General features: G+C 39.8%; 18 protein-coding genes. 8 read left to right on the forward strand and 10 right to left on the reverse strand.

Going from position 1 to position 22,127, the window contains the following annotated elements; all coding sequences use genetic code 11:
- Positions 1–26: 26 nt before the first annotated feature.
- On the reverse strand, positions 27–590 hold the full coding sequence (locus tag DBR40_RS13705) for a YqgE/AlgH family protein (protein WP_124560317.1): 564 nt from the start codon (positions 588–590) through the stop codon (positions 27–29).
- A 46-nt stretch (positions 591–636) separates the two neighbouring features.
- On the opposite strand from DBR40_RS13705, the gene pdxH reads away from it, so the two are divergent.
- Positions 637–1,287, forward strand: coding sequence for a pyridoxamine 5'-phosphate oxidase (gene pdxH, locus DBR40_RS13710; protein ID WP_124560318.1), 651 nt, complete (start codon positions 637–639; stop codon positions 1,285–1,287).
- 427 nt (positions 1,288–1,714) lie between these two features.
- Here the strand turns inward: pdxH and DBR40_RS13715 are convergent, their stop codons facing one another.
- Genes DBR40_RS13715 through DBR40_RS13725 form a run of 3 tightly spaced genes read right to left on the reverse strand, consistent with a single transcriptional unit; the run spans position 1,715 to position 7,396 of the window.
- Entirely contained in the window at positions 1,715–2,656 is a 942-nt protein-coding gene (locus DBR40_RS13715) for a DUF1735 domain-containing protein (RefSeq protein WP_124560319.1), read from the reverse strand.
- 22 nt (positions 2,657–2,678) lie between these two features.
- Entirely contained in the window at positions 2,679–4,274 is a 1,596-nt protein-coding gene (locus tag DBR40_RS13720; protein ID WP_233603889.1) for a SusD/RagB family nutrient-binding outer membrane lipoprotein, read from the reverse strand.
- An 11-nt stretch (positions 4,275–4,285) separates the two neighbouring features.
- The gene (locus DBR40_RS13725) at positions 4,286–7,396 is read right to left on the reverse strand and encodes a SusC/RagA family TonB-linked outer membrane protein (protein WP_124560321.1); all 3,111 of its coding nucleotides are present in this window, start codon (positions 7,394–7,396) and stop codon (positions 4,286–4,288) included.
- A gap of 559 nt (positions 7,397–7,955) precedes the next feature.
- Here DBR40_RS13725 and DBR40_RS13730 point away from each other — a divergent pair.
- Both DBR40_RS13730 and ruvB read left to right on the forward strand, forming a co-directional pair.
- Positions 7,956–8,885, forward strand: a complete 930-nt coding sequence (locus DBR40_RS13730; protein ID WP_124560442.1) for a 3-hydroxyacyl-CoA dehydrogenase family protein — start codon at positions 7,956–7,958, stop codon at positions 8,883–8,885.
- Positions 8,882–9,904 (forward strand): Holliday junction branch migration DNA helicase RuvB, encoded by a 1,023-nt coding sequence (ruvB, locus tag DBR40_RS13735; protein WP_124560322.1) that lies wholly within the window; start codon positions 8,882–8,884, stop codon positions 9,902–9,904. Before DBR40_RS13730 ends, ruvB begins: the two co-directional genes overlap by 4 nt.
- Before the next feature lie 134 nt (positions 9,905–10,038).
- Here the strand turns inward: ruvB and DBR40_RS13740 are convergent, their stop codons facing one another.
- Positions 10,039–10,491, reverse strand: a complete 453-nt coding sequence (locus tag DBR40_RS13740) for a GxxExxY protein (protein WP_233603890.1) — start codon at positions 10,489–10,491, stop codon at positions 10,039–10,041.
- A 180-nt stretch (positions 10,492–10,671) separates the two neighbouring features.
- On the opposite strand from DBR40_RS13740, the gene DBR40_RS13745 reads away from it, so the two are divergent.
- The gene (locus DBR40_RS13745; RefSeq protein ID WP_124560323.1) at positions 10,672–12,180 is read left to right on the forward strand and encodes a bifunctional GNAT family N-acetyltransferase/carbon-nitrogen hydrolase family protein; all 1,509 of its coding nucleotides are present in this window, start codon (positions 10,672–10,674) and stop codon (positions 12,178–12,180) included.
- A gap of 58 nt (positions 12,181–12,238) precedes the next feature.
- Here the strand turns inward: DBR40_RS13745 and DBR40_RS13750 are convergent, their stop codons facing one another.
- Positions 12,239–12,445 (reverse strand): hypothetical protein, encoded by a 207-nt coding sequence (locus DBR40_RS13750; RefSeq protein WP_124560324.1) that lies wholly within the window; start codon positions 12,443–12,445, stop codon positions 12,239–12,241.
- Positions 12,446–12,581: 136 nt separating this feature from the next.
- On the opposite strand from DBR40_RS13750, the gene queG reads away from it, so the two are divergent.
- Positions 12,582–13,517, forward strand: a complete 936-nt coding sequence (queG, locus tag DBR40_RS13755) for a tRNA epoxyqueuosine(34) reductase QueG (protein WP_124560325.1) — start codon at positions 12,582–12,584, stop codon at positions 13,515–13,517.
- Positions 13,518–14,369: a hypothetical protein gene (locus DBR40_RS13760; RefSeq protein WP_124560326.1), complete on the forward strand. Its 852-nt coding sequence runs from the start codon at positions 13,518–13,520 to the stop codon at positions 14,367–14,369.
- On the opposite strand, the gene DBR40_RS13765 is transcribed toward DBR40_RS13760, so the two are convergent.
- From DBR40_RS13765 to DBR40_RS13775, 3 genes are all read right to left on the reverse strand, one after another.
- Positions 14,366–16,225, reverse strand: coding sequence for a M1 family metallopeptidase (locus tag DBR40_RS13765; RefSeq protein ID WP_124560327.1), 1,860 nt, complete (start codon positions 16,223–16,225; stop codon positions 14,366–14,368). The two genes, DBR40_RS13760 and DBR40_RS13765, sit on opposite strands and share 4 nt — an antisense overlap.
- A 164-nt stretch (positions 16,226–16,389) precedes the next feature.
- Positions 16,390–16,671: a GxxExxY protein gene (locus DBR40_RS13770; protein WP_199748343.1), complete on the reverse strand. Its 282-nt coding sequence runs from the start codon at positions 16,669–16,671 to the stop codon at positions 16,390–16,392.
- Positions 16,672–16,714: 43 nt separating this feature from the next.
- Positions 16,715–17,668 (reverse strand): 3'-5' exonuclease, encoded by a 954-nt coding sequence (locus DBR40_RS13775; protein ID WP_124560328.1) that lies wholly within the window; start codon positions 17,666–17,668, stop codon positions 16,715–16,717.
- 184 nt (positions 17,669–17,852) lie between these two features.
- On the opposite strand from DBR40_RS13775, the gene DBR40_RS13780 reads away from it, so the two are divergent.
- Both DBR40_RS13780 and DBR40_RS13785 read left to right on the forward strand, forming a co-directional pair.
- Positions 17,853–19,820 (forward strand): DUF3857 domain-containing protein, encoded by a 1,968-nt coding sequence (locus tag DBR40_RS13780; protein ID WP_124560329.1) that lies wholly within the window; start codon positions 17,853–17,855, stop codon positions 19,818–19,820.
- Positions 19,821–19,826: 6 nt separating this feature from the next.
- A complete protein-coding gene (locus DBR40_RS13785) occupies positions 19,827–21,734 on the forward strand; it encodes a DUF3857 domain-containing transglutaminase family protein (RefSeq protein ID WP_124560330.1) in 1,908 nt (635 codons plus the stop codon).
- Here the strand turns inward: DBR40_RS13785 and DBR40_RS27130 are convergent.
- Complete coding sequence (locus DBR40_RS27130; protein ID WP_255420107.1) at positions 21,718–21,840, reverse strand: hypothetical protein; 123 nt, start codon at positions 21,838–21,840, stop codon at positions 21,718–21,720. The genes DBR40_RS13785 and DBR40_RS27130 overlap by 17 nt on opposite strands.
- Positions 21,841–22,127: the final 287 nt, after the last annotated feature.

The following is a 22,127-nucleotide window of genomic DNA, read 5'->3' on the forward strand; positions in this document are numbered from 1 at the left end:
TACATTGCTCATCACGTAGGTGCGAATTAATTTAAATTAGGGTCAATTGGAAAATTACTAACATGCGCAAATTTTGGCCCTAAGTGCACAATTACATCGCGCCAGAGCTTTTCATCATCGTTACCAAAAATCAGATCAACATTAGGGATATTGCTTACCATCCAAGCGTTTTCCTCAATCTCGCGATCTAATTGCCCTACACCCCAACCCGAGTAACCCATAAAAAACTTAATTTCATCAGCACTTATGGTATTGGTATTCATCAGGATTTTAAGTGTTTCGAAATTACCGCCCCAGTATAAGCCATCGCCAATAGGCTCGCCACTTTGCAGTTTATCGTAACAACGGTGTATAAAATGCAAGGTATCGGCAGCTACCGGACCGCCGAAATAAATGTGGTTATCGGCCTGCCACAAATCCTGTATTACATCATTTAAAATTAAGTTTCCTACCTGATTAAGGATATAGCCAACCGTCCCCTCTTCGCCATGCTCGGTTAACAGTACAACTGATCTTTTAAAATTCGGATCGGCCATAAAGGGTTCTGAGATCAGCAAGCGGCCAGTTTTCGGTTTAATGTTGTTAAGCATGACGATAATCATTTGTAGCACCATAAAAGATGCCTATTTTTGTTTTATGCAAGTTACAAATGAATTTCTACAAAACCTGCGCCAAGATTACAAAAGCGCTTCACTAGACGAATCAGACGTAGACAACGATCCGATTGTACAGTTTAAAAAATGGTTTGAACACGCTGTTGAAGCTAAAATATACGAGCCCAATGTTATGACGCTGGCTACAGCCGATAAATCTGGCCGACCTGACGCACGTATCGTGCTGCTAAAAGGTGCTGATGAGCAGGGCTTCAGGTTTTACACTAATTACCTGAGTGCCAAAGGAAAAGAGCTAAAGAGAAATCCTTATGCGTGCCTGGTATTTCACTGGCCCGAACTGGAGCGACAGGTAAGAATTGAAGGTTCGGTTGAAAAACTGGATAAAGAAACCTCAGAGGCTTATTTTAATACCCGGCCTGAAGAAAGCCAGATTGGTGCAATTGCTTCGCCGCAAAGTCAGGTGATACCCGACAGGGCTTTTTTAGAACAAAAAGTTGTCGATTTTAAAGCTAAAAACCAGGATAAAACGATTGTTAAACCTGCACACTGGGGCGGCTATGTGGTAAAACCTACACGTATAGAGTTTTGGCAAGGACGCAGCAGCAGGTTGCACGACAGGATCAATTTCGAGTGGATTAAGGGCAGCTGGGTGAAAAGCAGATTGGCTCCTTAGGTAGAAAGCTTTAGCTGAAAGCAGGTTACTTTAAACAAATAGAGATCGGCTATCCAGCACGATCTCTATTTTAACTAATCATTAACTAACCTAAATTTACTAGGAAGTACCTTTATTGAAACGCCTTTACTTTTCTAAGATCGGACGATAATTTTCTTTTCTTTTTATAAGCAATTAAAAAGCTTTTTTGTTTTTCTTGATGACTCAAATATCCTGAAAATGATACGCTCTGTAAAGCAAGTACCGATGAGTAATTGCTTTGTATCGACAAAAAAAAGGCCTCAAAAATTCAATATTTCGTTTAACATTTTTTAACTATATATTTTTGTTAATCAGTATTTTAAATAATATTAAATAGATTAAAATTTAAGATAAAAAGGGGGAGTTTCCCTTTGAATCTCCCCCTTTTTAATGACTACACAAACTGTTATCTTGCTTTAGTGTAAGTCCATTTTTCATAGAAGAATGTCCTGTCGGCACCAGACTGTGTCATGATGTAACTTACTTCTAAAACTTTGGTATTACCCGAAACAGTAAACTTGTTTACCCCTGCCGGATTTAACCTTGCCGCCCGCACAGATGAGTTGGTTCCCTGTCCGTAATAATTGGTTACCGAAGTTACATTGCCATCGGCATCCATTGTAAATATCGGAGCAAAGTTTCCGTAAGCAGAAGTAGATGTACCGCTTTTAATCGGGTGATAATAATTGTTGGCATACAGATAGCCATCATATTCTACTACAGATGTAGCTCCGGTAGTCCTCAATTCCTGAGTCATGGGATAATAGCCTACCAAAGTAGCCGAAGTGTTATCAACCATCGCGCTCGAAGCGGTTACGGTATATACGCCATCATACTTGTTTTTGGCCACAATTAAAAACACCCCTGTTCCATAATTACTGCTAATGGTTCCGGAAGAAGCAGATTTGATTTTAATGCCTAACGCGTAGGTTTTGGTGAAATCGAAAGCAGCTGTATTCAATGTAAGGTGAAAAGTTGCCGTTTTTGATCCTTTCGGGATTGTTACATTGTAGCTGGGTACAGTGTACAATGAAGTAGGTAACACGGTATAGCTGCTACTCATGGTGGCCACGGCCGCATCGTCGAAAGCTAAAACCAGGTTTACATCTTCAGGTGCTCCATCTACACCTGTATAGTTTATCGTTACTGGAAAGTCAATGGAAGTTGCAGCATCAAAAGATTTGGTGGCTACAGCATAGGCCGTAGAGCTCGTTCTCGAAGGCAAATCGGCCAGTTCAATAATCCCAACGGAGCCGTTTTCGGTATAAATGCCATCTTGTTTGGTACAAGATGTAAGACCTGCAGCGAATACCAGCAATGCAAGGCTAATTTTTTTATAATTTTTCATTTCTTTCTGTTTAAAAAATCAATTAGTTAACATCCCAAAAAATCTTTGAAGTGTAAGCGCTTAGCCCTGTTGGTACATTGGGGTTAAGGTTATACTCGGTAGTTGGGTAAAGGTTTCTAACCGGAAGTTTATCGGCCGATGTTGCCGACGATTGCAGCGATACAAAAGTTGTGGTCGCTCCTGTACCTGAGATTGCCGGATAGCCTGTCCTTTTGTACTCTTGCCAGGCCTCGTAACCATCAACAAAATTTAATGCAATGTATTTTTGTGTAATAATGGCTTCCAAACGTTGTGCGGCAGTAGCTGCGGCGCTATAATTCACGAGATAGTTGCCTGCATTTGCGGTTTTGTAAGCCGTTAAGTAAGCATCTAAAACAGCAGCAGTAGCCGAAGTAGTGCTGGCACCCGTTTTTTGAAGGTAATTGTAAGATGCTTTAATGCCATTATCGAAATTGGTAGCAGCATCGCCTGATAGCATGTGACCATTTAAGGCAGCTTCGGCCAATAGGAAATAAGTTTCTGCAGCAGGCATAATTAACTGTCCCATTACCCTGCTTTTAATAATTCCCTGGGTTTCTGGTGCATTTAGCGCAGTTCCAACGCCGATGTACCAGGCCGGATAACCCGAAATCCATGAACTCACATTGGTTTCGTTACCCAACTGGTTAATTGGTGTAGTGCCTGCCACATAGTTTTTGTAGATAAGCGCACCACGCGTAGCGTCAGACAGTTTGGTACCGTTGTAGAAAGAAAAAATCCAGCGGGTAGGAATCTGTTGTGCGGCATAAGCACCATTACTACCAGTATAAGAAGAGTGATAAGTATTCCACAAAGGATTTTGACGCGCACTTGTACTCACATAACCAGGGTTAATGGTCACATCTTCAGTTAAAAATCCTTCAGCAGAAAAAGTACCGAATGCACTTGTTGCATAAGCAGCCAGCGTACCAGCCTGTGCACGGGTTAAAATGCGCAGTTTAATATTGTTGGCAAACTTGATCCATTTAGTGGCGTCGCCTTTAAACACAATATCGGCACTTCCTAATGCGCTCACCACCGAACTTGAACCGTAAGTTTGCAGGTCTTTAATGGCTGCATCTATTTCGGTAACCAGCGCTTTATAAACCGTGGCTGCATCATCGTAATGCGGGGTCAGGTTATCTACACCAGCCAAACCTTCGGTATAGGGTACATTGCCGTACTCATCTACCAAAATCTGGTAGTAATACGATTTCATAATCCGTGCTACTGCATTATACAGCACATATTTATTTACGCCTGTAGTAGAGGTGATGATGTACTGATAGCTCCTCAAATCGGTAAATGCCGAGTTAAACAAGCCGTTGTTGGTGCCCGAATTCCAGTTATAGGTAAAAAAGGTTGATCCGGTAAACGAATAACCACCGGCGTTGGCCTGATAGCCTGCCATCCATGCACCGTAATTGAAATAAGTAATAAAATTTGAAGCTGTGTTGTTCAATACTGCCGGCAAAACCAGGTTTGGAGATGATGATGTTGCAGCGTTGGTATTTTCGTTGATATCCAGATAGCTTTTCTTACAGCTTTGCAGCGCAAAAACAGTAATCAGGGTGATCGATAAATTTAAAAGTCTTTTCATAATTCTTGTCATTAGAAAGTTAATGATATAGTACCTCCATAATATCTGGTTGGAGGGGTTTGCGAAAGTGAAGTAATCCCTACTGCATTGCTGTCTGCACCGTTATTGCTGTAATCAGGATCAGCGTATTCGTTCGATTTTGGCATCCAGATAAATAAATTTCTGCCTTGTGCACTAATTGTAGCCGATTTGATAAACTTTATATTCCGCAATACCGACGATGGCAGTTTATAAGATAATGCCAGTTCACGCAGTTTCCAGTAATTTCCCGAATACACATAGTTGTTGGTTACGCTCGAATACAAACTGCTGCTAGTCCAGAAACCTGCACCGCCATCAGAAACAGTAATGCTATTGTTGGCTACATAGGTGCCTGTTGTACTGTCGTAATAAGAAGAATTAGGGAATACAAATTTCTCTCTATTGTAATAAGCGCTACGGGCAGAAGAGCCTGAAAAATCGTAAGTAGAACCTGCTGAGCTATACTGGACGTAGTTTGAGCGGTATTCGAAGAGACCTGAGAATGTCAATCCTTTATAGCTTAACTGAAAATCAAGTCCCAATCTATTCTTCGGAATGGTGTTTCCTAAAATGTTACCTTCAGTTTTACCAACAGGATAACCTGTATTTTTGTCAACCACTACCCTGCCTTCCGGATCGCGGATATAATCGGAACCGATAATTACCGGATAAATCTGGCCCACCTGACCAAAAATGGTTGAACTGTTGCTTACGCCAATGCGGGTTAAATCGTTAGATAATGACACCAATTTATTGTTATTGTAGGTATAATTGCCGCCAAGGGTTAGCTTCCAGTCGCCTTTTCTGATTGGCGTAAAATGTAATGCTGTTTCCAAACCTTCGTTGGTTAATTCGCCGGTGTTAAGCAAATAATAGCTGTAACCGGTCGTAATAGGTACGCCGGCCACAATAGCTTGTCCGGTAGAACTGGTATTGTAATAAGTTACCGAACCTTCAACCAAACCTTTAAACAACCTGAAATCTACACCACCTTCGTAACCTGTGGTAATTTCGGGTTTAAGGTTGTTCGAAACCAGGGTGTTATTAGGTGTATAACCAGTTCCATAACCATAACCGGTTTGCGAATCGAATGTAGACTCGAGCGAATAAGCACCACCGTTGGTACTATTGCCCACGTTAACGTTACCTACTTTTGAAATACCCGCCCTGATTTTCATGTAATCGATTACCTTGCTGTTTTTTAAGAAAGCAAAAGCATCAGTTGGGATAAATGACACATCGGCTGCAGGGTAAAAGAATGATCTGTTAGCTGGTGCCAGTACCGAAACCCAGTCGTTTCTGCCCGTTAAGTGTAAAAACAGATATTTTTTATAACCAATGGTTGCATCGGCCCACACGCCGTACTGACGGGTATTGTAATTCGATTCATCGGCCGAAGGCGTTCCGGTAATGTTACCCAAGTTATACAAATCGGTAACCTGTAAACCACTACCCGAAGCATTGAGGTATTTGTAGTTGTAGCTTTTTAAAGAGGTACCCACCAATGCATTGATCGAGAAATCTTTGATATCTTTCTTGATATTGGCAAAAAAGTCGGTACTGAAGTTGCTGGTACTTAACATCTGATCAGACACGCCACTGCTTTCGTTGGTTTTTGCCGAATGATCGAGCGTGTACTGGGTGTAAGTAAAACCAGTTGTGCTGTTCTTATTCTTGTAGTAGCGGTTGCTGATAGCTGCCCTGTAGGTAAAATCTAACCAATCAGTAGCCTTATACTTTAATTCTAACAAACCAGTTAAATACTCATTCTGCGTTTTCTGTCTGTAATTATCGATAGCCCAATACGGATTTTCATAATAGTCGTTATAATAATAATCCGGACTTCCCCAGCCCGAAGTATTTTGCCAGTCTTTGTAGCTCAATAATGGAATCTGACCAGGCGTATTCAATAAATTGTTATAAATCGTAGAAGTTGCACTGGTAATATCATATTTATTCTGGGTGTAGCTTGCATTGTAATTGGCTGTGAAATTTTTGCTGAAATTTCTTGACCCGTTGTATCTCAAAGCAATACGGGTATATTCATCTTTCGGTGTAGTACCTGATCCGTTAAGATATTGTGCAGACAAATAGGTTGATGATTTCTCATCAGCTGCAGAAATGGAAAAGTCGGTCTGGTTAGAAACACCAGTATCCCAGAAATCATATTTATCATCTGTGGCCGAATAGGTAGCGTACTGTTGTGTGCCGTTTTCGAGCACGCGCCCGATAGGTTTTAAAGTACCATCAAATGCTGGCCCGTATTGCTGGTTCTCAATCGGATCGTAAACCTGAGCACCAGAAGTAGAACCTGAACCAAAGCTGTTTTGCAAAAGCGGATAAAAACTAACCTGCTCAAGCACCGTTGTATTTGAAAGCTTAATTACTGGCGTTCCCTGTTTACCTTTTTTGGTGGTAATAATAAGGGCTCCGTTCGAAGCATCAGAACCATATAGCGCAGCACCGCTGGCACCATTTAAAACGGTAATATCGTCTACATCATCCGGGTTTAGATTGCCAAGCAAAGCATTGGGCACTACCGCACCATCCAATACAATCAGCGCCTGGTTATTGCCCGTAATAGAGCGGTTTCCCCTCAATACCAAACGATAGCTCGGATTAACGCCACTGCCTACAGCATTAATCTGCAATCCGGCTACTTTCCCTGCCAAACCACCGGCAATAGTAGGCGATTTACCTGCGGTAAGCGATTCGCCATCTACACGTGTAGATGCATAACCCTGCTCGCGTGCGGCCCGTTTTATACCTCCGGCAGCCACTACTACTTCATCCAGACTGTTTACATCCGATTCGAGTACGACATCGATATTTCTGGCATTTACATTTTGTTCTCTTGTTTTATAGCCAATAAACGTATACACCAGACTGTGTACACCCGAAGGCACCTTGATGGTATAAGTGCCATTGGCCCCGGTAGTTACCCCGTTGTTTGCTCCTTTTACCTTAACACTTACCCCGGGCAGCGGCAACCCGTCTTCTTTTGCCGATACCATTCCTGTTACCGTTCTTTCCTGAGCTGAGGCCTTCATCCCCAGCAAAACAATAAAGAACAACAAAAACTTTAGTAGTTTTCTTTTCATTTACATTTTAGTTTAATAAGTTAATAATGTGTTTTTGAAGAATTAACCACAACAAGTACCGCAACAGAACCGTATGCTCTGTATCAATTGAAACCTGTTAAATGATTAGTTACTTTTTCATTGTTACCGGAAATTGAAGGGAGATCCGGTCCATCACGAATAATTGTAGCGAATAATAATTCAGCCACTAATAAAGAAGTTTGAAAATAACTAAGCTTTTAAGAAACGATAAATTATGTTTATGTATCGATAAGTCGTTTTAACATTGTTAAATGACATTTTTTAACATAATTTTTCAATTATTTTATTAATACAATAAGAATTAAACACCAAAACAGTATTAAAAACAGCAAATCTCAACAAAGCAACAAAACCCAATCTGCAACACATCAAACATTCGTCAATTTTCAAGTAAATCATTAAAATCGTCCAAATCCCGAAACAATTAAGAATAATAAACTGCATAATTATGTCCTAATTCTTCTCTGTGAATATATCTGGCAGGCATGATAGAAGTCAGATACAAATAAGTAAATTCGTCCATTAATCTGTTAAAATGATGAAACAAATCGCAGTAATAGGATCGGGTACAATGGGAAATGGTATTGCCCATACCTTTGCACAATTCGGATACCCGGTAAACCTCATTGACATTAACCAAACAGCCTTAGATAAAGCGCTTGATACCATTGGCAAAAACCTCGACAGGCAGGTAAGTAAAGGCACGCTGACAGCTGATCAGAAAGCCGGAACGCTTCAAAATATTCAGACTTTCACCAGTTTAAAGGATGGTGTTCAGCATGCAGATTTAGTAGTAGAAGCAGCTACCGAAAACGTAGACCTGAAACTCAATATTTTTAAAGAACTTGATCAATACGCACCTGCGCAAGCTATCCTGGCTTCTAATACCTCCTCCATTTCCATTACCCAAATTGCTGCGGTAACTAGTCGGGGCGATAAAGTAATTGGCATGCACTTTATGAACCCCGTTCCGGTGATGAAGTTGGTAGAGGTGATTCGCGGTTATGCCACCAGTGATGAAACAACCGAAACGATCATGGAGCTATCTGAAAATTTAGCTAAAGTTCCGGTTGAAGTAAACGATTATCCCGGCTTTGTAGCAAACCGCATTTTAATGCCGATGATTAATGAAGCCATTTACACGCTTTATGAAGGTGTAGCGGGTGTTTACGAAATTGATACCGTAATGAAACTGGGCATGGCACACCCAATGGGTCCCTTGCAACTTGCTGATTTTATTGGCTTGGACGTTTGTTTGGCCATATTAAAAGTGCTGTTCGATGGTTTCGGAAATCCTAAATATGCACCTTGTCCTTTATTGGTAAACATGGTAGCTGCTGGTAAAAAAGGTGTTAAAACAGGCGAAGGCTTTTATACCTATACTGCAGGTTCAAAAGATTTGGTGGTAGCAGCTAAATTTAAAAAAATCCTAATTTTTTTAGCATTTAATTTTATATTTGTGGAATGAATGAGCATCTAGATCCAAATGCAGATCACTTAACCCCTACCGATCGTGATATTGAGCGGGTGTTAAGACCACAGGCATTCGAAGATTTTACCGGGCAGGAAAAAGTGATGGAAAACCTGAAAATTTTTGTTCAGGCGGCAAAACTTCGTGGAGAAGCTTTGGATCATGTGCTGTTGCACGGTCCTCCGGGATTGGGTAAAACTACACTATCTCATATCATTGCCAACGAAATGGCAACCGGCATTAAAGTGACCTCCGGACCAGTATTGGATAAACCAGGCGATTTAGCTGGCTTGTTAACTGGTTTAGATGAAGGTGATATTTTGTTTATAGATGAGATTCACCGCTTATCACCTTTGGTTGAAGAGTATCTGTACTCTGCCATGGAAGATTTTAAGATCGACATTATGCTCGAAACTGGTCCTAACGCCCGTTCAGTGCAAATTTCGCTTAATCCCTTTACTTTGGTTGGCGCTACTACCCGCTCGGGTTTGTTAACTGCACCTTTACGTGCACGTTTTGGAATTAATGCGAGGTTGGCTTATTATGATGCTAAATTATTAACTACTATTGTACTGCGTTCATCCGAAATCTTGAAAACACCAATTAGTGATGAAGGCGCTTATGAAATTGCCCGACGTAGCCGTGGTACACCCCGTATTGCGAATGCACTTTTACGCAGAACCCGCGATTTTGCCCAGATTAAAGGAAATGGCACCATCGATCCAGAAATTGCACGCTATGCTTTAGATGCTTTAAACGTTGATGAACACGGTCTGGATGAAATGGATAACCGTATCCTGACCACCATTATCGATAAATTTAAAGGCGGCCCGGTGGGCTTAAAAACCATTGCCACAGCTGTTGGTGAAGATGAAGGTACTATTGAGGAGGTTTACGAACCGTTTTTAATACAAGAAGGTTACATCATGCGTACTTCGCGCGGCCGCGAGACTACCGAAGCAGCTTATAAACACTTGAACAGGAATTATCCCGGGCAAAGCGGGAGGTTGTTTTAAGCAATTAATATTTCTCGCAGATTTAAAACGATTAAACCGCAAATCATACAGATTAAATTACCAGGCATTGATCAATTAAATCTGCGTGCCTTATCTGTTAAATTTGCGGGAAAATAAAAATGCAGCGCATTTTGTCAATATAATCCATACGCTTTCCGAAAAATATTATCAGCAATGTTATCTGTATTAAAGTTGACCAGTAAGCCTAATTTATATCCTGATAACTTTAAATAAGTAAGTAGCTGTTTGTGGTGTACATTCAAAATAAATTCAACAGATTTAATTTCAACAAGCACCTTTTTTTCTATTACGAGATCAAGTTTGTATCCAACATCCACTGTAATTTCTTCATAATACATGGGTAATGAAACTTGTCTTTGTACAAATAATCCAGCCTTTTCAATTTCATATTGTAATGCCACTTCATAAGCTGATTCGAGCAAACCAGGACCAAGTGCATTATAAACATTGAAAATGCTGCCACGCACGATATAAGATATTTCATTTTCAGTCATACTAAACTTAATCATTTCTTCTAAAAATTTAGCTATCCATTTATTATTCAATCCGACATCGGTAAACGTCATTCCCGTGCAAACGGGAATCACGAAATGCTCAGCGAAGCTAATCTTAATGCAATGCATTTAGAATTCAATACTCCTTTCGGTGTCAATCATAATTTCTCATATCATTTCATTGCAGAAATTTAACATCTTTCTGAACATTTATAGCCTTTCGGTGTTCATTAGATACAAATCAAACAAGTCATGAATATCGAAATACGTAAACTAACGCTCGAGGATTACGCCGATCTTAAAGAATCTATGCTTCAGGCCTACGATAGCATGGGTGGATCCATTTGGCCCAAATCAAGCATCGCCAAACTTTTAAATCTTTTCCCAGAAGGACAACTCTGTATTGCCGTTGATGAAAAGGTGGTAGCCTGTTCACTTTCCATTATTGTAGATTATGATGAATACGGCGATCGCCATACTTACAAGTTAATTACCGGCGATTACTCTTTTTCTACACACGATCCAAATGGTGACACATTATACGGTATCGAAATTTTTGTACACCCCGAATACCGCGGTTTACGGCTAGGCCGGAGGTTATACGAAGCCAGGAAAGAACTCTGCGAAAGTTTAAATCTGAAAAGCATCATTGCTGGTGGTAGAATCCCCGGTTACCATACCTACGCTGAAACTTTAACGCCGAGACAATACATAGACAAGGTAAAAGCCAAGGAGATTTACGATCCAACACTAACATTTCAGATTTCTAATGATTTTCACGTTAGAAAAGTGCTGAAGAATTACCTGCCAGGCGATAAGGAATCGAAAGAATATGCTACGCTAATTGAATGGAACAACATTTACTACCAGGGAGTTGATGCTTCGGCCCGCTCGGCCATGACTATCCGTTTGGGGTTGATACAGTGGCAAATGCGCCTGTTTCCTGACATGGATTCGTTTTACGAGCAGGTAGAATTTTTTGTTGATGCAGTAAGCGGATACAAATCAGATTTCATCATGTTTCCGGAGTTGTTTAACACACCTTTGTTGCAACCTTACAACCACCTGCCCGAAATTGAAGCCATGCGCAAGCTGGCCGAAAAAACAGAAGAAATTGTACAGAAAATGCACGAGTATGCATTGAGCTATAATGTAAATATCATTACCGGCAGTATGCCGCTACTTGATAATGGCAAGCTTTATAATGCCACTTACCTTTGCCATCGCACCGGAAAAATCGACGAATACCGCAAAATTCACATCACGCCAAACGAACAGAAGTATTACGGTATGATTGGTGGCGACAAAGTGCAGGTTTTTGATACCGATTGTGGTAAAGTGGGGATCCTGATCTGTTATGATGTCGAATTTCCGGAATTGAGCCGCATTTATGCTGACCAGGGCATGCAGATATTATTTGTTCCTTTTTTAACCGATACGCAGAATGGTTACACACGGGTTCGCCATTGCGCGCAGGCACGTGCCATCGAAAATGAATGTTATGTCGCTATAGCTGGTTGTGTGGGCAATTTACCCAAGGTAAACAACATGGATATTCAGTTTGCACAGTCGGCTGTTTTCACGCCATCAGACTTTGCCTTTCCTACCAATGCCATTAAGGCCGAAGCCACTCCCAATACAGAAATGGTTTTAGTGGTTGATGTAGACTTGCATTTGCTCGATGAGCTTCACCATTACGGCACAGTAAAGGTGCTGAAAGATAGAAGAACCGACCTTTATCGGGTTAACCTGTTAAAATAGCATAAAAAATGCCGGTTGCTGTGAGGTAACCGGCATTTAATCTAACTATAAAAGTCGATTATTTTCGCATGGCGAACCATACAATTAAAGCTATGATAATCAGTATGGGTAAAACCCATTTCAAGGCTTGCCCTGCCCCATTTACATCTTTCTCTGTAACTGCTGGCTTTGCTGGCCCTGGGTTATCTTTATGGCTTTCGTAATCTTTTTCTATAGGTCTGTGTGCTCCTCCAGTTTCCGTATGTTTTGGATCTATATTTTCCATGATATTAAACGTTAAATGTGTGCCTAGTTGGTCAAATTCGGGTTCTTGAAAAACTACATGCTATTTTTTACTTTCTGTATTTAGAACAAGCGATTAGTAAAAATGTTTTAATGCTAAGCCTTATCTTTGCAAACTGGTGTACAACAATTCTGCAAAATATAGTCAACTGATAAAAGATGAAGCGCTTCGTTTGGGCTTTCTGTCTTGCGGTATTGCCAAAGCAGAATTTCTGGAGGAAGAAGCGCCGCGCCTGGAGAAATGGTTGAATCAGAACCACCATGGCGAAATGAAGTATATGGAAAACTACTTCGATAAGCGACTCGACCCAAGGCTATTGGTTGACGGTGCAAAATCGGTGATTTCACTTTCGTTAAACTATTATACAAACGAAACACAAAGTGACCCAAATGCACCAAAAATCTCTAAATACGCTTACGGACAAGATTACCATACCGTAATAAAAGATAAACTTAAAGAACTTACCCATTTTATAGAAACAAACATTGGCGAAGTTTCGGGAAGGGCCTTTGTAGATTCGGCACCGGTTTTAGACCGCGCCTGGGCAAAAAAATCGGGCATTGGCTGGATTGGTAAAAATTCGAACCTGATTAGTAAAAACAACGGTTCCTTTTTCTTTCTGGCTGAGTTAATTATCGATCTGGAATTAAATTATGATCACCCTTACCAGGCCGATTACTGTGGTAGCTGCACACGTTGTTTAGATGCCTGCCCAACCGATGCGATTATTGCTCCACAGGTTGTTGATGGTACCAAATGTATTTCTTACCTAACCATTGAGCTTAAAAACGAGATCCCTGACGAATTTAAAGACAAGATGAGCAACTGGATGTTTGGCTGCGACATTTGTCAGGACGTTTGCCCCTGGAACCGCTTTTCGAAAGTACATAATGAAACGGCTTTTAAACCCGAAAATGGCTTACTGGATTTGAATGCCAAAGACCTGACCGAAATAACTGACGAAGTTTTTAAAAAGGTTTTCAAAGGCTCGGCAGTTAAACGTACTAAGTTTGCCGGGTTAAAACGGAATATTGATTTTTTAAAGCCGGAATAAATGAAAGGTTTGCTCACTGTTTTATTATTCATTACAACTATCTCCTTTGTAAGCGCTCAGGAACTCAAACTCTCCAAAAGAAAACCAAATGCACTAACAGGCAAAGCATTTGCACTTAGTATCAGCGATAGCAGTCTCAGCTTAGTGAATCGTGAAAAAATCATATTCCGGGAAATTAAAAAAGGTAACATCCCTGATTTCTTAAGAAAACTGGTGCCTATTGACACACAGTGGACTAATCAGGGAAGTAATCAGACTTATCAGATTCGTTATTATGTGCTCCCTGATTATTTTGCCATAGGCAGTAACGACGATTACTTCTATGTTCCGATGACATCCATATTGGCTCAAAAGGTCGCAAAGCTTACCAAATGCGTACTTCCCACCAAAACCATTGTCGATCATATTTATATCAAGGCTACGATAAAACTAAAACCGCAACCTATACCACCAACCAGGGCAATGACCACCTCACCGGTTTTTATAGCCCATACCGATTCTATACAACAACAGCTTAAAAGCTTGTTTCCTGATAACCAACTGGGAAGCCTGACTGCCGGAGATAAAAAAGACATTATCATTTCGAATAAAATTTACGGAGAAACAACACCAAGAGTAGTAATTTATGGCTGGCACAAACCAGATGGCAAAGCCATACAGCCGGTTTATAATAAGCATAGCAATACCTGGGTCGATTATAGTCACGGGCTGAGGTTAATTCAGATTAAAATTTACATCAACAATAAAAAAGCCTCCCTTAAAAAAGCTTTAAGAGAGGCTGAAATTTGTGATGCTTTTAGTGATGAAGGCCCGATTAACAAGCCGTATTATCCGATGTTCAAATCTTACTAGTTTACCGAGAAACTATTATCGCTTTTAACCTTATCGGGTACATGCGCGCTTCCCATTACGACTTTGGATAGTTTTTTAGCTGTTTTAATTTCAATTTTCACCTGCTGATCACCTTTTTCCCAAACCCCAATGGTATTGTGGTGCTTTTCGGTAGTACCATCAGCATAAGTTAAAGTTAAATCGATAGGTAAAGGTTTAATGCTTTTGTTTTCAATAGTAACTGTATAACCATTGCTGTTTTTATTTACCGCTTTTATGGCCATATCGGTTACACCACTTTCAAAAAACCAGGCTTTCCAAAACCAGTTTAAGTTTTTGCCGCTACCTTCGTTCATGCTGTTGAAGAAATCATATGGCATAGGGTGTTTACCGTTCCAGTTTCTGATATAGGTATGTAAAGCTTTAATAAACAATTCATCGCCCAGGTAATCTTTAACAAACAAATAAGCCAAACCCGGTTTAGGATACGAATTGGTAAAGGTACCCGATCCTTTTAAATCAGGTGTTAAGGTCATAATCGGACTATCGTCTTTACCGCCAGAAGTAGATGCCGTTGGCTGCACGCCATACTCATCTACAATTGTCGAATCAATCATTGGCGAAATAAGCCACTCTCCTATGGTTGCCCAACCTTCGTCCATCCAGCCATACTTGGTTTCGTTAATACCCATGTAAAACGGAAACATGGTATGGAAAATTTCGTGGTCGGTTAGTGTAATGGCATCCGTGCGGTTATCAACCGGGTTATCGTTTACCATCATCGGGTATTCCATCTGGTCTAAACCATCAAAAATGGTTTCGTGGTTGTATGGGAAAGGCCATTTCGGAAAAGTATAACTCATCGATTCGACGGTTTTACGCGCAAAATCAATCACTTCATAATAATCTTTGTGCTTCGGATTAAAAACAGCATCCACACGGGTACGTCGTTTAGTTTTAGGGTCTACCACCAAACTGCTCGATTTCCAAAGATAATGATCGCTCAAAGCGAACACAAAATCGGTTACATTTTTGGCTTCAAACTTAAAAGTATTAAATGTATTGGGCTGGGTTACTTTCTTATCAGCCAGATCTTTATCTGTAATCACATCAATTACAGCATCATTCTTCTCAGCCGACAACATTCTGGCAACGATATCTTTTTGAAAAACCTCGTTTGGATTTTTCAAATCGCCGGTAGCCCAAACCCCGTAACCACCGGGTACAGTAATGGCAGCATTAAACTGGTCGAAGTCGTTGTAAAACTCTTCGGCACCGGTATAAGGAAATTTGTTCCAGCCGTCTACATCGTCGTAAACCGCAATACGCGGAAAGAAATACGCCACAAAATGCGATCCTTCATCTACCTGACCTGTACGCATATGCGAACCCTTATTTAAAGTATAATTATAGTCAACACTAAAGCTTATGGTCTTACCTGGCAACACTGCTGGCACGTCGACCGTCATGTTGGTACCATCGATTTTGAAGCCGGTAATGGTTTTTCCATTGGCAGCCAGCTTATCAATCGTTACACCTTCGCCTAAATCAGACTCTGAGAATTTAGCTTTCCTTGATGTGCCTTTTTTGTAAAGGTTAGGGTAAAGCTTAAACCAGATTTCCTTTAAGGTATCGCGGCTATTGTTCGTATAAACAACCTGTATTTTACCTTTTAACAAGCGGCTTACCGGATTAAAATCTACCTGAATATCATACTTTGATGAATTTTGCCAGTAGTGTTTACCAGGCTTACCGCTGGTACTCCGGGTTTCTTTCTGATAGCTTTGCTGAAATACCGGCTCAATTGGTAATTGCGTTTGCGCATTGGCGCATATTGCTGAGCACAGTAAGAAGCCTAATAATTTGATACACTTCATTGTTTTATATTTAACCACAGATAGACACAGATTAACACAGATGCTTATTTATAACAGCTTGTCAAATTAAAAAGTAACTAATAGCCATTTAAGATTCTTTTAATTTCTACCCTGGGTTTTCCAACGTTTATTAATAACCCGCACCTCCTATCACAGGCTGAAAGTTAGTTCATCAGCTGTGCCTGATGAATTTCGTTTAATTCTTTTATAGCCTTAATTTCTACAATAATTTCCTCTTCCACAATCAGGTCAGCGAAGTACTCACCTACAATTTGGTTATCGTAAAAACTGGTAATCACTTTTGTTTTAACCGAGAAGCCACATTTTGATAACTCTAAGAACATTGCATTTTCGTAAACTTTTTCCAAAAAGCCAGAACCAAGAGTATTCGAAACTGCGTATGCAGCTCCAATTATTTTTTCTGTTATGGAATTAAGTCTATCCAAATTAAATATCCGTGTTTATCCTTTTTATCTGTGGTTAAAAGACCTATTTCCCAAACTTCATTTTCAGCTGCTCCAACATATCGTTGTTAAGGGGCTGGGCAGGCTTTTCTGGTTTTGGCTGGGGCTTTTTTTGAAATTGTGGTTTATTGACTGGTGCACTATTTTGAGGTCTGGGAGCTTTACCTTCGTTCTTCTTAGCGTTAAACTTCGCCCACTCTTCATCAAGCTTCTTTTTGGTGTACAACGGAAAATCGCCTTGTTTCATCCAGGCATAGTAGCTGGGCTCTACAGCAAACACCTGTGCAGTTGTTTTGCCTTTATGTTTACCAAAATTGAAGCATACTTCATCATTGTCGTTGTAAACCATTCTACCAGCAAAATCTACCGGTTTATTGATATTGGTAAAAACATGAAGAGCATCTACATCATTTACTACCGGGATACTCTTTACGCCTTGTTTGTTTTCAAACTCAGTTTCCTTGTACATTTCTAACTGTCCTAACAATACTTTGTAAGTGGCAATTACATCGGCCTCTGCAGCATGTGCATTAACTAAATCTTCCTGACAGTAAAATTTATAAGCCGCTTTTAATGTACGTTGTTCCATCTGGTGGAATATATTTTGTACATCGACAAATTTGCGGTTGTTCATATCAAAATCAACCTCTGCTCTTAAAAACTCTTCCAATAGCATAGGGATATCAAATTTATTGGAATTATACCCAGCCAGATCGCTATCGCCAATAAAGCCGGCAATTTCTACAGCCAAAGCTTTAAATGTAGGTTCATTTGCAATATCCTCATCGTAAATGCCATGAATTAAGGAAGTTTGTAAAGGGATAGGCATTTCGGGGTTTACACGCCAGGTTTTAACAGTTTCAGAACCATCTGGCATTGCTTTTAAAATTGCAATTTCTACAATTCTATCAGCTCCAACATTTATTCCAGTAGCTTCTAAATCAAAAAATGCTAAGGGGCGCTTTAAATTTAATTTCATTTCTTTTGATGTGAGATTAGCGACATTAGATTTGGGATCGGCATGTCAAATTCTTTTTTCCAAAAATGCTAAAAAGGTTTCATTAGTTCTATAAAACCACTTTATTAATTTATAAATTTAATTTTCAAATTATTTTAGATTCTTAATTGCTACTCCTAAATTGCGCCAATTTATATACGCTCTAATGAAGAATATATCCACCCTGATTTTCCTGTTTTTTTTATCGTTAAGTACTTACGCTCAAAACTTTACTTACGGGGCTGTTACCCACGATGATTATCAATTCGATAGAAAAACACTCGACAGTAACGCCAACGCAATCGTTTTAAAAGAATTTGGTACCGCATCTATACAGCTCGACGACAATACGCATAGCCTTGTACTGGTTTTTGAGCACCATGTAAAAATGAAAATCTACAATAAAGAGGGTTTTAAAGAAGCCAATATTGTGATTCCAATGTATAAGGATGACAGCCGCGAAGAAACCATCAGCGATTTAAAGGCCTCGACCTTTAACTTAATCGATAACAACTTCGTTGAAACCGTAATGGAGAGAAAAGCTGTTTTTACCGAAAACCGATCTAAATATACCCGCTTAACCAAATTTACCCTTCCCAATTTGAAAGAAGGCTCGGTAATAGAATACAGTTACATTTTAAAATCGCCAAACCTTTTCAATTTTAAAACCTGGGAGTTTCAGGGCGATATCCCTAAAGTAAATAGCGAATACCTGGTTTATATTCCCGGAATTTATAACTATAACGTTTCGTTACGCGGTTTTCAAAAACTTACCGATCAAAAAGTAGAGCTGAGCAAAGAATGCCTGCGCTTATCCGGTGCCGCTATTGATTGTTCAAAAATCACCTACCTCATGAAAAACATTCCTGCTTTTATTGAGGAAGATAACATGACGGCTCCGAGTAATTTTAAATCTGCTATTTATTTTGAGCTTTCCGATGTACAGAATTTAAACGGAGGCAAAACTTCTTATACCAAAACCTGGAAAGATATCGATCACGAGCTATCAACCGATAAATCGTTGGGTTCTCAAATGAAAAGGAAGGATCTTTTTAAAGACCTCATTCCAGTAATTACCAAAGGCACAACAGACGAGCTCGAAAAAGCAAAAGCTGTTTTTAATTATATCAAAAAACAAATTAAATGGGATAATTATTACGGAAAATACTCGGTCGATAACATTAAAAAGGCACTCGAAACACGTTCGGGCAACGTAGCAGATATCAACCTGAGTTTAATTGCAGCGCTTTCTGCCGCTGATTTAGATGCCGAAGCCGTTATTCTTTCTACGCGCGATAACGGAACGGTAAATAAACTTTATCCGGTAATGAGCGATTTTAACTATCTGGTTGCCAAAGTAAATATTGGCGATAAAAGTTATCTGCTGGATGCTACTGAGCCACTTTTACCATTCGGACTATTACCATTAAGGTGCATTAACGATCAGGGCCGTGTAATTAACCTCAAAAAACCTTCGTACTGGATCGATTTAAAAGCGAGCATGAAATCGGTTACCAATTATATCCTTTCGGGAAAAATGACTACCGATGGCAAAATTGTAGGCACGCTTACTACCCATTCAATGGGCTACTCTGCCTTCAATAAAAGACGCGATATTTTACGTTACACATCGCCGGATGAATATGTAGAAAAACTGGATGAACGCTTAACGCGGATTAAAATACTGGAACACCAGATTTCGAACCTGGACAGTGTAGAAAACATGTTAACAGAAAAATATGAGGTTGAGTTTACCATAAACGATGGTTCTAATCAGAACCAGTTTTACTTTAGTCCATTTTTTATCAATCCGGTTTCTAAAAATCCTTTCAACTTAAATGAACGTACTTATCCTGTTGATTTGGGTGCCGGATCGGACGAGCGCATTACCATGAATATTACTTTACCGGCCAAATACCAGTTACTGGAAAAACCAAAAGACATGGCTATTGCCTTACCAAATAATGGCGGCAGGTACTTATTGCAAAGCAAATTAGAAGAAGACAACATTAGCTTAAGCCAGATTTTTCAGTTTAACAATGCCATTTACCAGCCAGATGAATATCTTTTCCTGAAAGAGTTTTACAGCAGAATTATCCAGAACCAAAAGACTGAATTTTTATTAAAGAAGTAACCTAAAATGAGAACTTTACTTACCTTTTCGCTTTTACTACTAACTTCTTTTACTGGTTTTTCCCAGGATAACTATGATTCTGATCTTGTTCCGGCCAATTTACGTAACCGGGCCAATGCCTGCATCCGAAACGATGAAACCACCATCGATATGCGCTCGCCAGATAATGTGATCATGAGCGTTAAAAAGGCCATAACTGTTTTTAATGAGAATGGTGAAGATGAAGCACGTTTGGTAGTCTTTTATGATAAGAACATCTCTATAAAAAGCATAAAAGGCGAAGTTTACAATGCTGTAGGTAAGTTAACCAACAAGTTTACTCAGAACGATTTTATAGACGCCAGTGCCGCTGATGGCTTTTCGCTTTTTGTAGATAGCCGCGTGAAACATTATTTGCCATCAGTAAGTCAGTACCCTTACACTGTGGTTTACAATTATGAAATCAGGAATAAACAAAACCTGCTTATCCCCGACTGGACACCCAAGCCTGCCAACGATGTTTCGGTAGAAAAAAGCAGCTACACTTTTATTAGCAAACCTACCGATCAAATAAGGATAAAAACACAAAACTATAGTGGCTCACCTGAGGTGATAACAGATGAAAAGCAAAAGAAAACCACCTGGAAAATAAGCAATGTTTTAGCAGTAAGAACCGAACCTTATAGTCCTGATCCCGAAACTTACCGCACCAGCATTCAAATTGCACCACAAGAGTTTTACTATTATGGCCACAAAGGCAATTATACCAGCTGGCAAGACCTTGGCAAGTGGATTTATGATGATTTGTTAAATACCCGCACAGCATTACCGCCAGCTACCCTACAAATGATAAAAGACCTGGTAAGAGCTGAAAAAACAGATAAAGATAAAGCCCGTAAAATTTACCAGTACCTGCAGGAAAAGACAAGGTATATTAGCGTACAGATTGGTATTGGAGGTTTTCAACCTATTGCAGCCAGCGAAGTAGACCGTTTGGGTTATGGCGATTGTAAAGCACTGGTTAATTATATGCAAAGTTTGTTAAAAGCCGCCAACATTGATTCGTATTATTGCGTAGTAGAAGCCGGATCGGAAAAGAAAAGCCTTAATCCGAATTATGCGAGTATGGCTCAGGGCAATCACATCATTTTATGTATGCCCCTAAAAGGCGATACCACCTGGCTCGAATGCACCAGTCAGAAAATACCATTTGGCTTTTTAAGCGATTTTACTGATGACAGGTTGGTGCTTGCCTGTACCGCAGATGGTGGCAAATTATTGCATACCCCAAAGTTAACCACAGCCGAAAACCAGCAAATCAGAACAGCTAACCTTACTATAGAAAGCAACGGAAGTGTTTCCGGTAAAATGAATACCATTTATTCAGGCGCGCAATATGATAACCAGGAATCGCTGATTGGCAAATCGGTAACAGAGCAACATAAACTACTAAAAGAAGCCTACAATATCGATAACATAGATTTTGATGCCGTTGTTTTGGCACAAAAGAAAGATGCCGATCCAAAATTAACAGAAGAAGTGAGCCTTAACATCAGAAATTATGCACCAATAAACGGGGATAAGATGTTTTTGCAGCTCAATGCCTTTAACATTAAAAAATCGGCACCCGAAATCAGGAACAGAACCCTGCCTGTTTATATTAACCGTGGTTATACTGATGAAGACACAATTATTTATACACTACCCGATGGCATTAATACAAGCTTAATAGCAGCGCATGATAAAAGCTTTAAGAGTGTTTTTGGTCAATACACCAGTAAAACCAGTATTAGCGGCAATAAACTTACTTACTACCGTAAATTTGTGTTAAACGATGGCACTTTTCCGGCAGCGCAGTACGAAGAATTTTCGAAGTTTATTAATGATGTAAATGGAGCCGATTACCTCAAACTGGCACTTAGCTTAAAAAAATAATCCCAAGTGCAATACCGATAATCATGATCAGGTACATTAAGATTTCGGTAGAAGCAAATCTTTTGTATTTGGTCCAGAAAGAATAATCGTTTTCTTGGTTTGGCATGAGTTATAATTATGCGGCAAAAATAGGGAATTAGATTTAAAGATTTGTTTATTGCTTTTGCTTACGGAATAGATATAAATATAATCTGCGTCTTTTTCTGCGAAATCTGCTGGAATAACAAAGCGCTATATATTCAATTATTTTCCCTCGGATTTAAGATGATTAGTGCAGAATAATAGAACCCAATACATCAGCGCCTTCAGCGAAATCTGTGGAAACCATAAAGCATAAACACCACATTAAAACCAATCAACCCCCTATTCCTCAAAGCTATATCACGTCAGTTT

The organism is Pedobacter sp. KBW01 (genome assembly GCF_003852395.1).
Classification (GTDB): Bacteria; Bacteroidota; Bacteroidia; order Sphingobacteriales; family Sphingobacteriaceae; genus Pedobacter.

Excerpts from the sequence above, each read along its gene's own strand:
- DBR40_RS13705 (WP_124560317.1), bottom strand. The coding sequence starts at position 590 with ATGCTTAACAACATTAAACCGAAAACTGGCCGCTTGCTGATCTCAGAA.
- DBR40_RS13720 (WP_233603889.1), bottom strand. The coding sequence starts at position 4,274 with ATGAAAAGACTTTTAAATTTATCGATCACCCTGATTACTGTTTTTGCG.
- ruvB (WP_124560322.1), top strand. The coding sequence starts at position 8,882 with ATGAATGAGCATCTAGATCCAAATGCAGATCACTTAACCCCTACCGAT.
- DBR40_RS13745 (WP_124560323.1), top strand. The coding sequence starts at position 10,672 with ATGAATATCGAAATACGTAAACTAACGCTCGAGGATTACGCCGATCTT.
- DBR40_RS13785 (WP_124560330.1), top strand. The coding sequence starts at position 19,827 with ATGAGAACTTTACTTACCTTTTCGCTTTTACTACTAACTTCTTTTACT.
- DBR40_RS13725 (WP_124560321.1), bottom strand. The coding sequence starts at position 7,396 with ATGAAAAGAAAACTACTAAAGTTTTTGTTGTTCTTTATTGTTTTGCTG.
- DBR40_RS13765 (WP_124560327.1), bottom strand. The coding sequence starts at position 16,225 with ATGAAGTGTATCAAATTATTAGGCTTCTTACTGTGCTCAGCAATATGC.
- DBR40_RS27130 (WP_255420107.1), bottom strand. The coding sequence starts at position 21,840 with ATGCCAAACCAAGAAAACGATTATTCTTTCTGGACCAAATACAAAAGA.
- DBR40_RS13740 (WP_233603890.1), bottom strand. The coding sequence starts at position 10,491 with ATGACGTTTACCGATGTCGGATTGAATAATAAATGGATAGCTAAATTT.
- DBR40_RS13780 (WP_124560329.1), top strand. The coding sequence starts at position 17,853 with ATGAAGAATATATCCACCCTGATTTTCCTGTTTTTTTTATCGTTAAGT.
- DBR40_RS13730 (WP_124560442.1), top strand. The coding sequence starts at position 7,956 with ATGAAACAAATCGCAGTAATAGGATCGGGTACAATGGGAAATGGTATT.
- DBR40_RS13750 (WP_124560324.1), bottom strand. The coding sequence starts at position 12,445 with ATGGAAAATATAGATCCAAAACATACGGAAACTGGAGGAGCACACAGA.
- DBR40_RS13760 (WP_124560326.1), top strand. The coding sequence starts at position 13,518 with ATGAAAGGTTTGCTCACTGTTTTATTATTCATTACAACTATCTCCTTT.
- DBR40_RS13775 (WP_124560328.1), bottom strand. The coding sequence starts at position 17,668 with ATGAAATTAAATTTAAAGCGCCCCTTAGCATTTTTTGATTTAGAAGCT.
- DBR40_RS13715 (WP_124560319.1), bottom strand. The coding sequence starts at position 2,656 with ATGAAAAATTATAAAAAAATTAGCCTTGCATTGCTGGTATTCGCTGCA.
- pdxH (WP_124560318.1), top strand. The coding sequence starts at position 637 with ATGCAAGTTACAAATGAATTTCTACAAAACCTGCGCCAAGATTACAAA.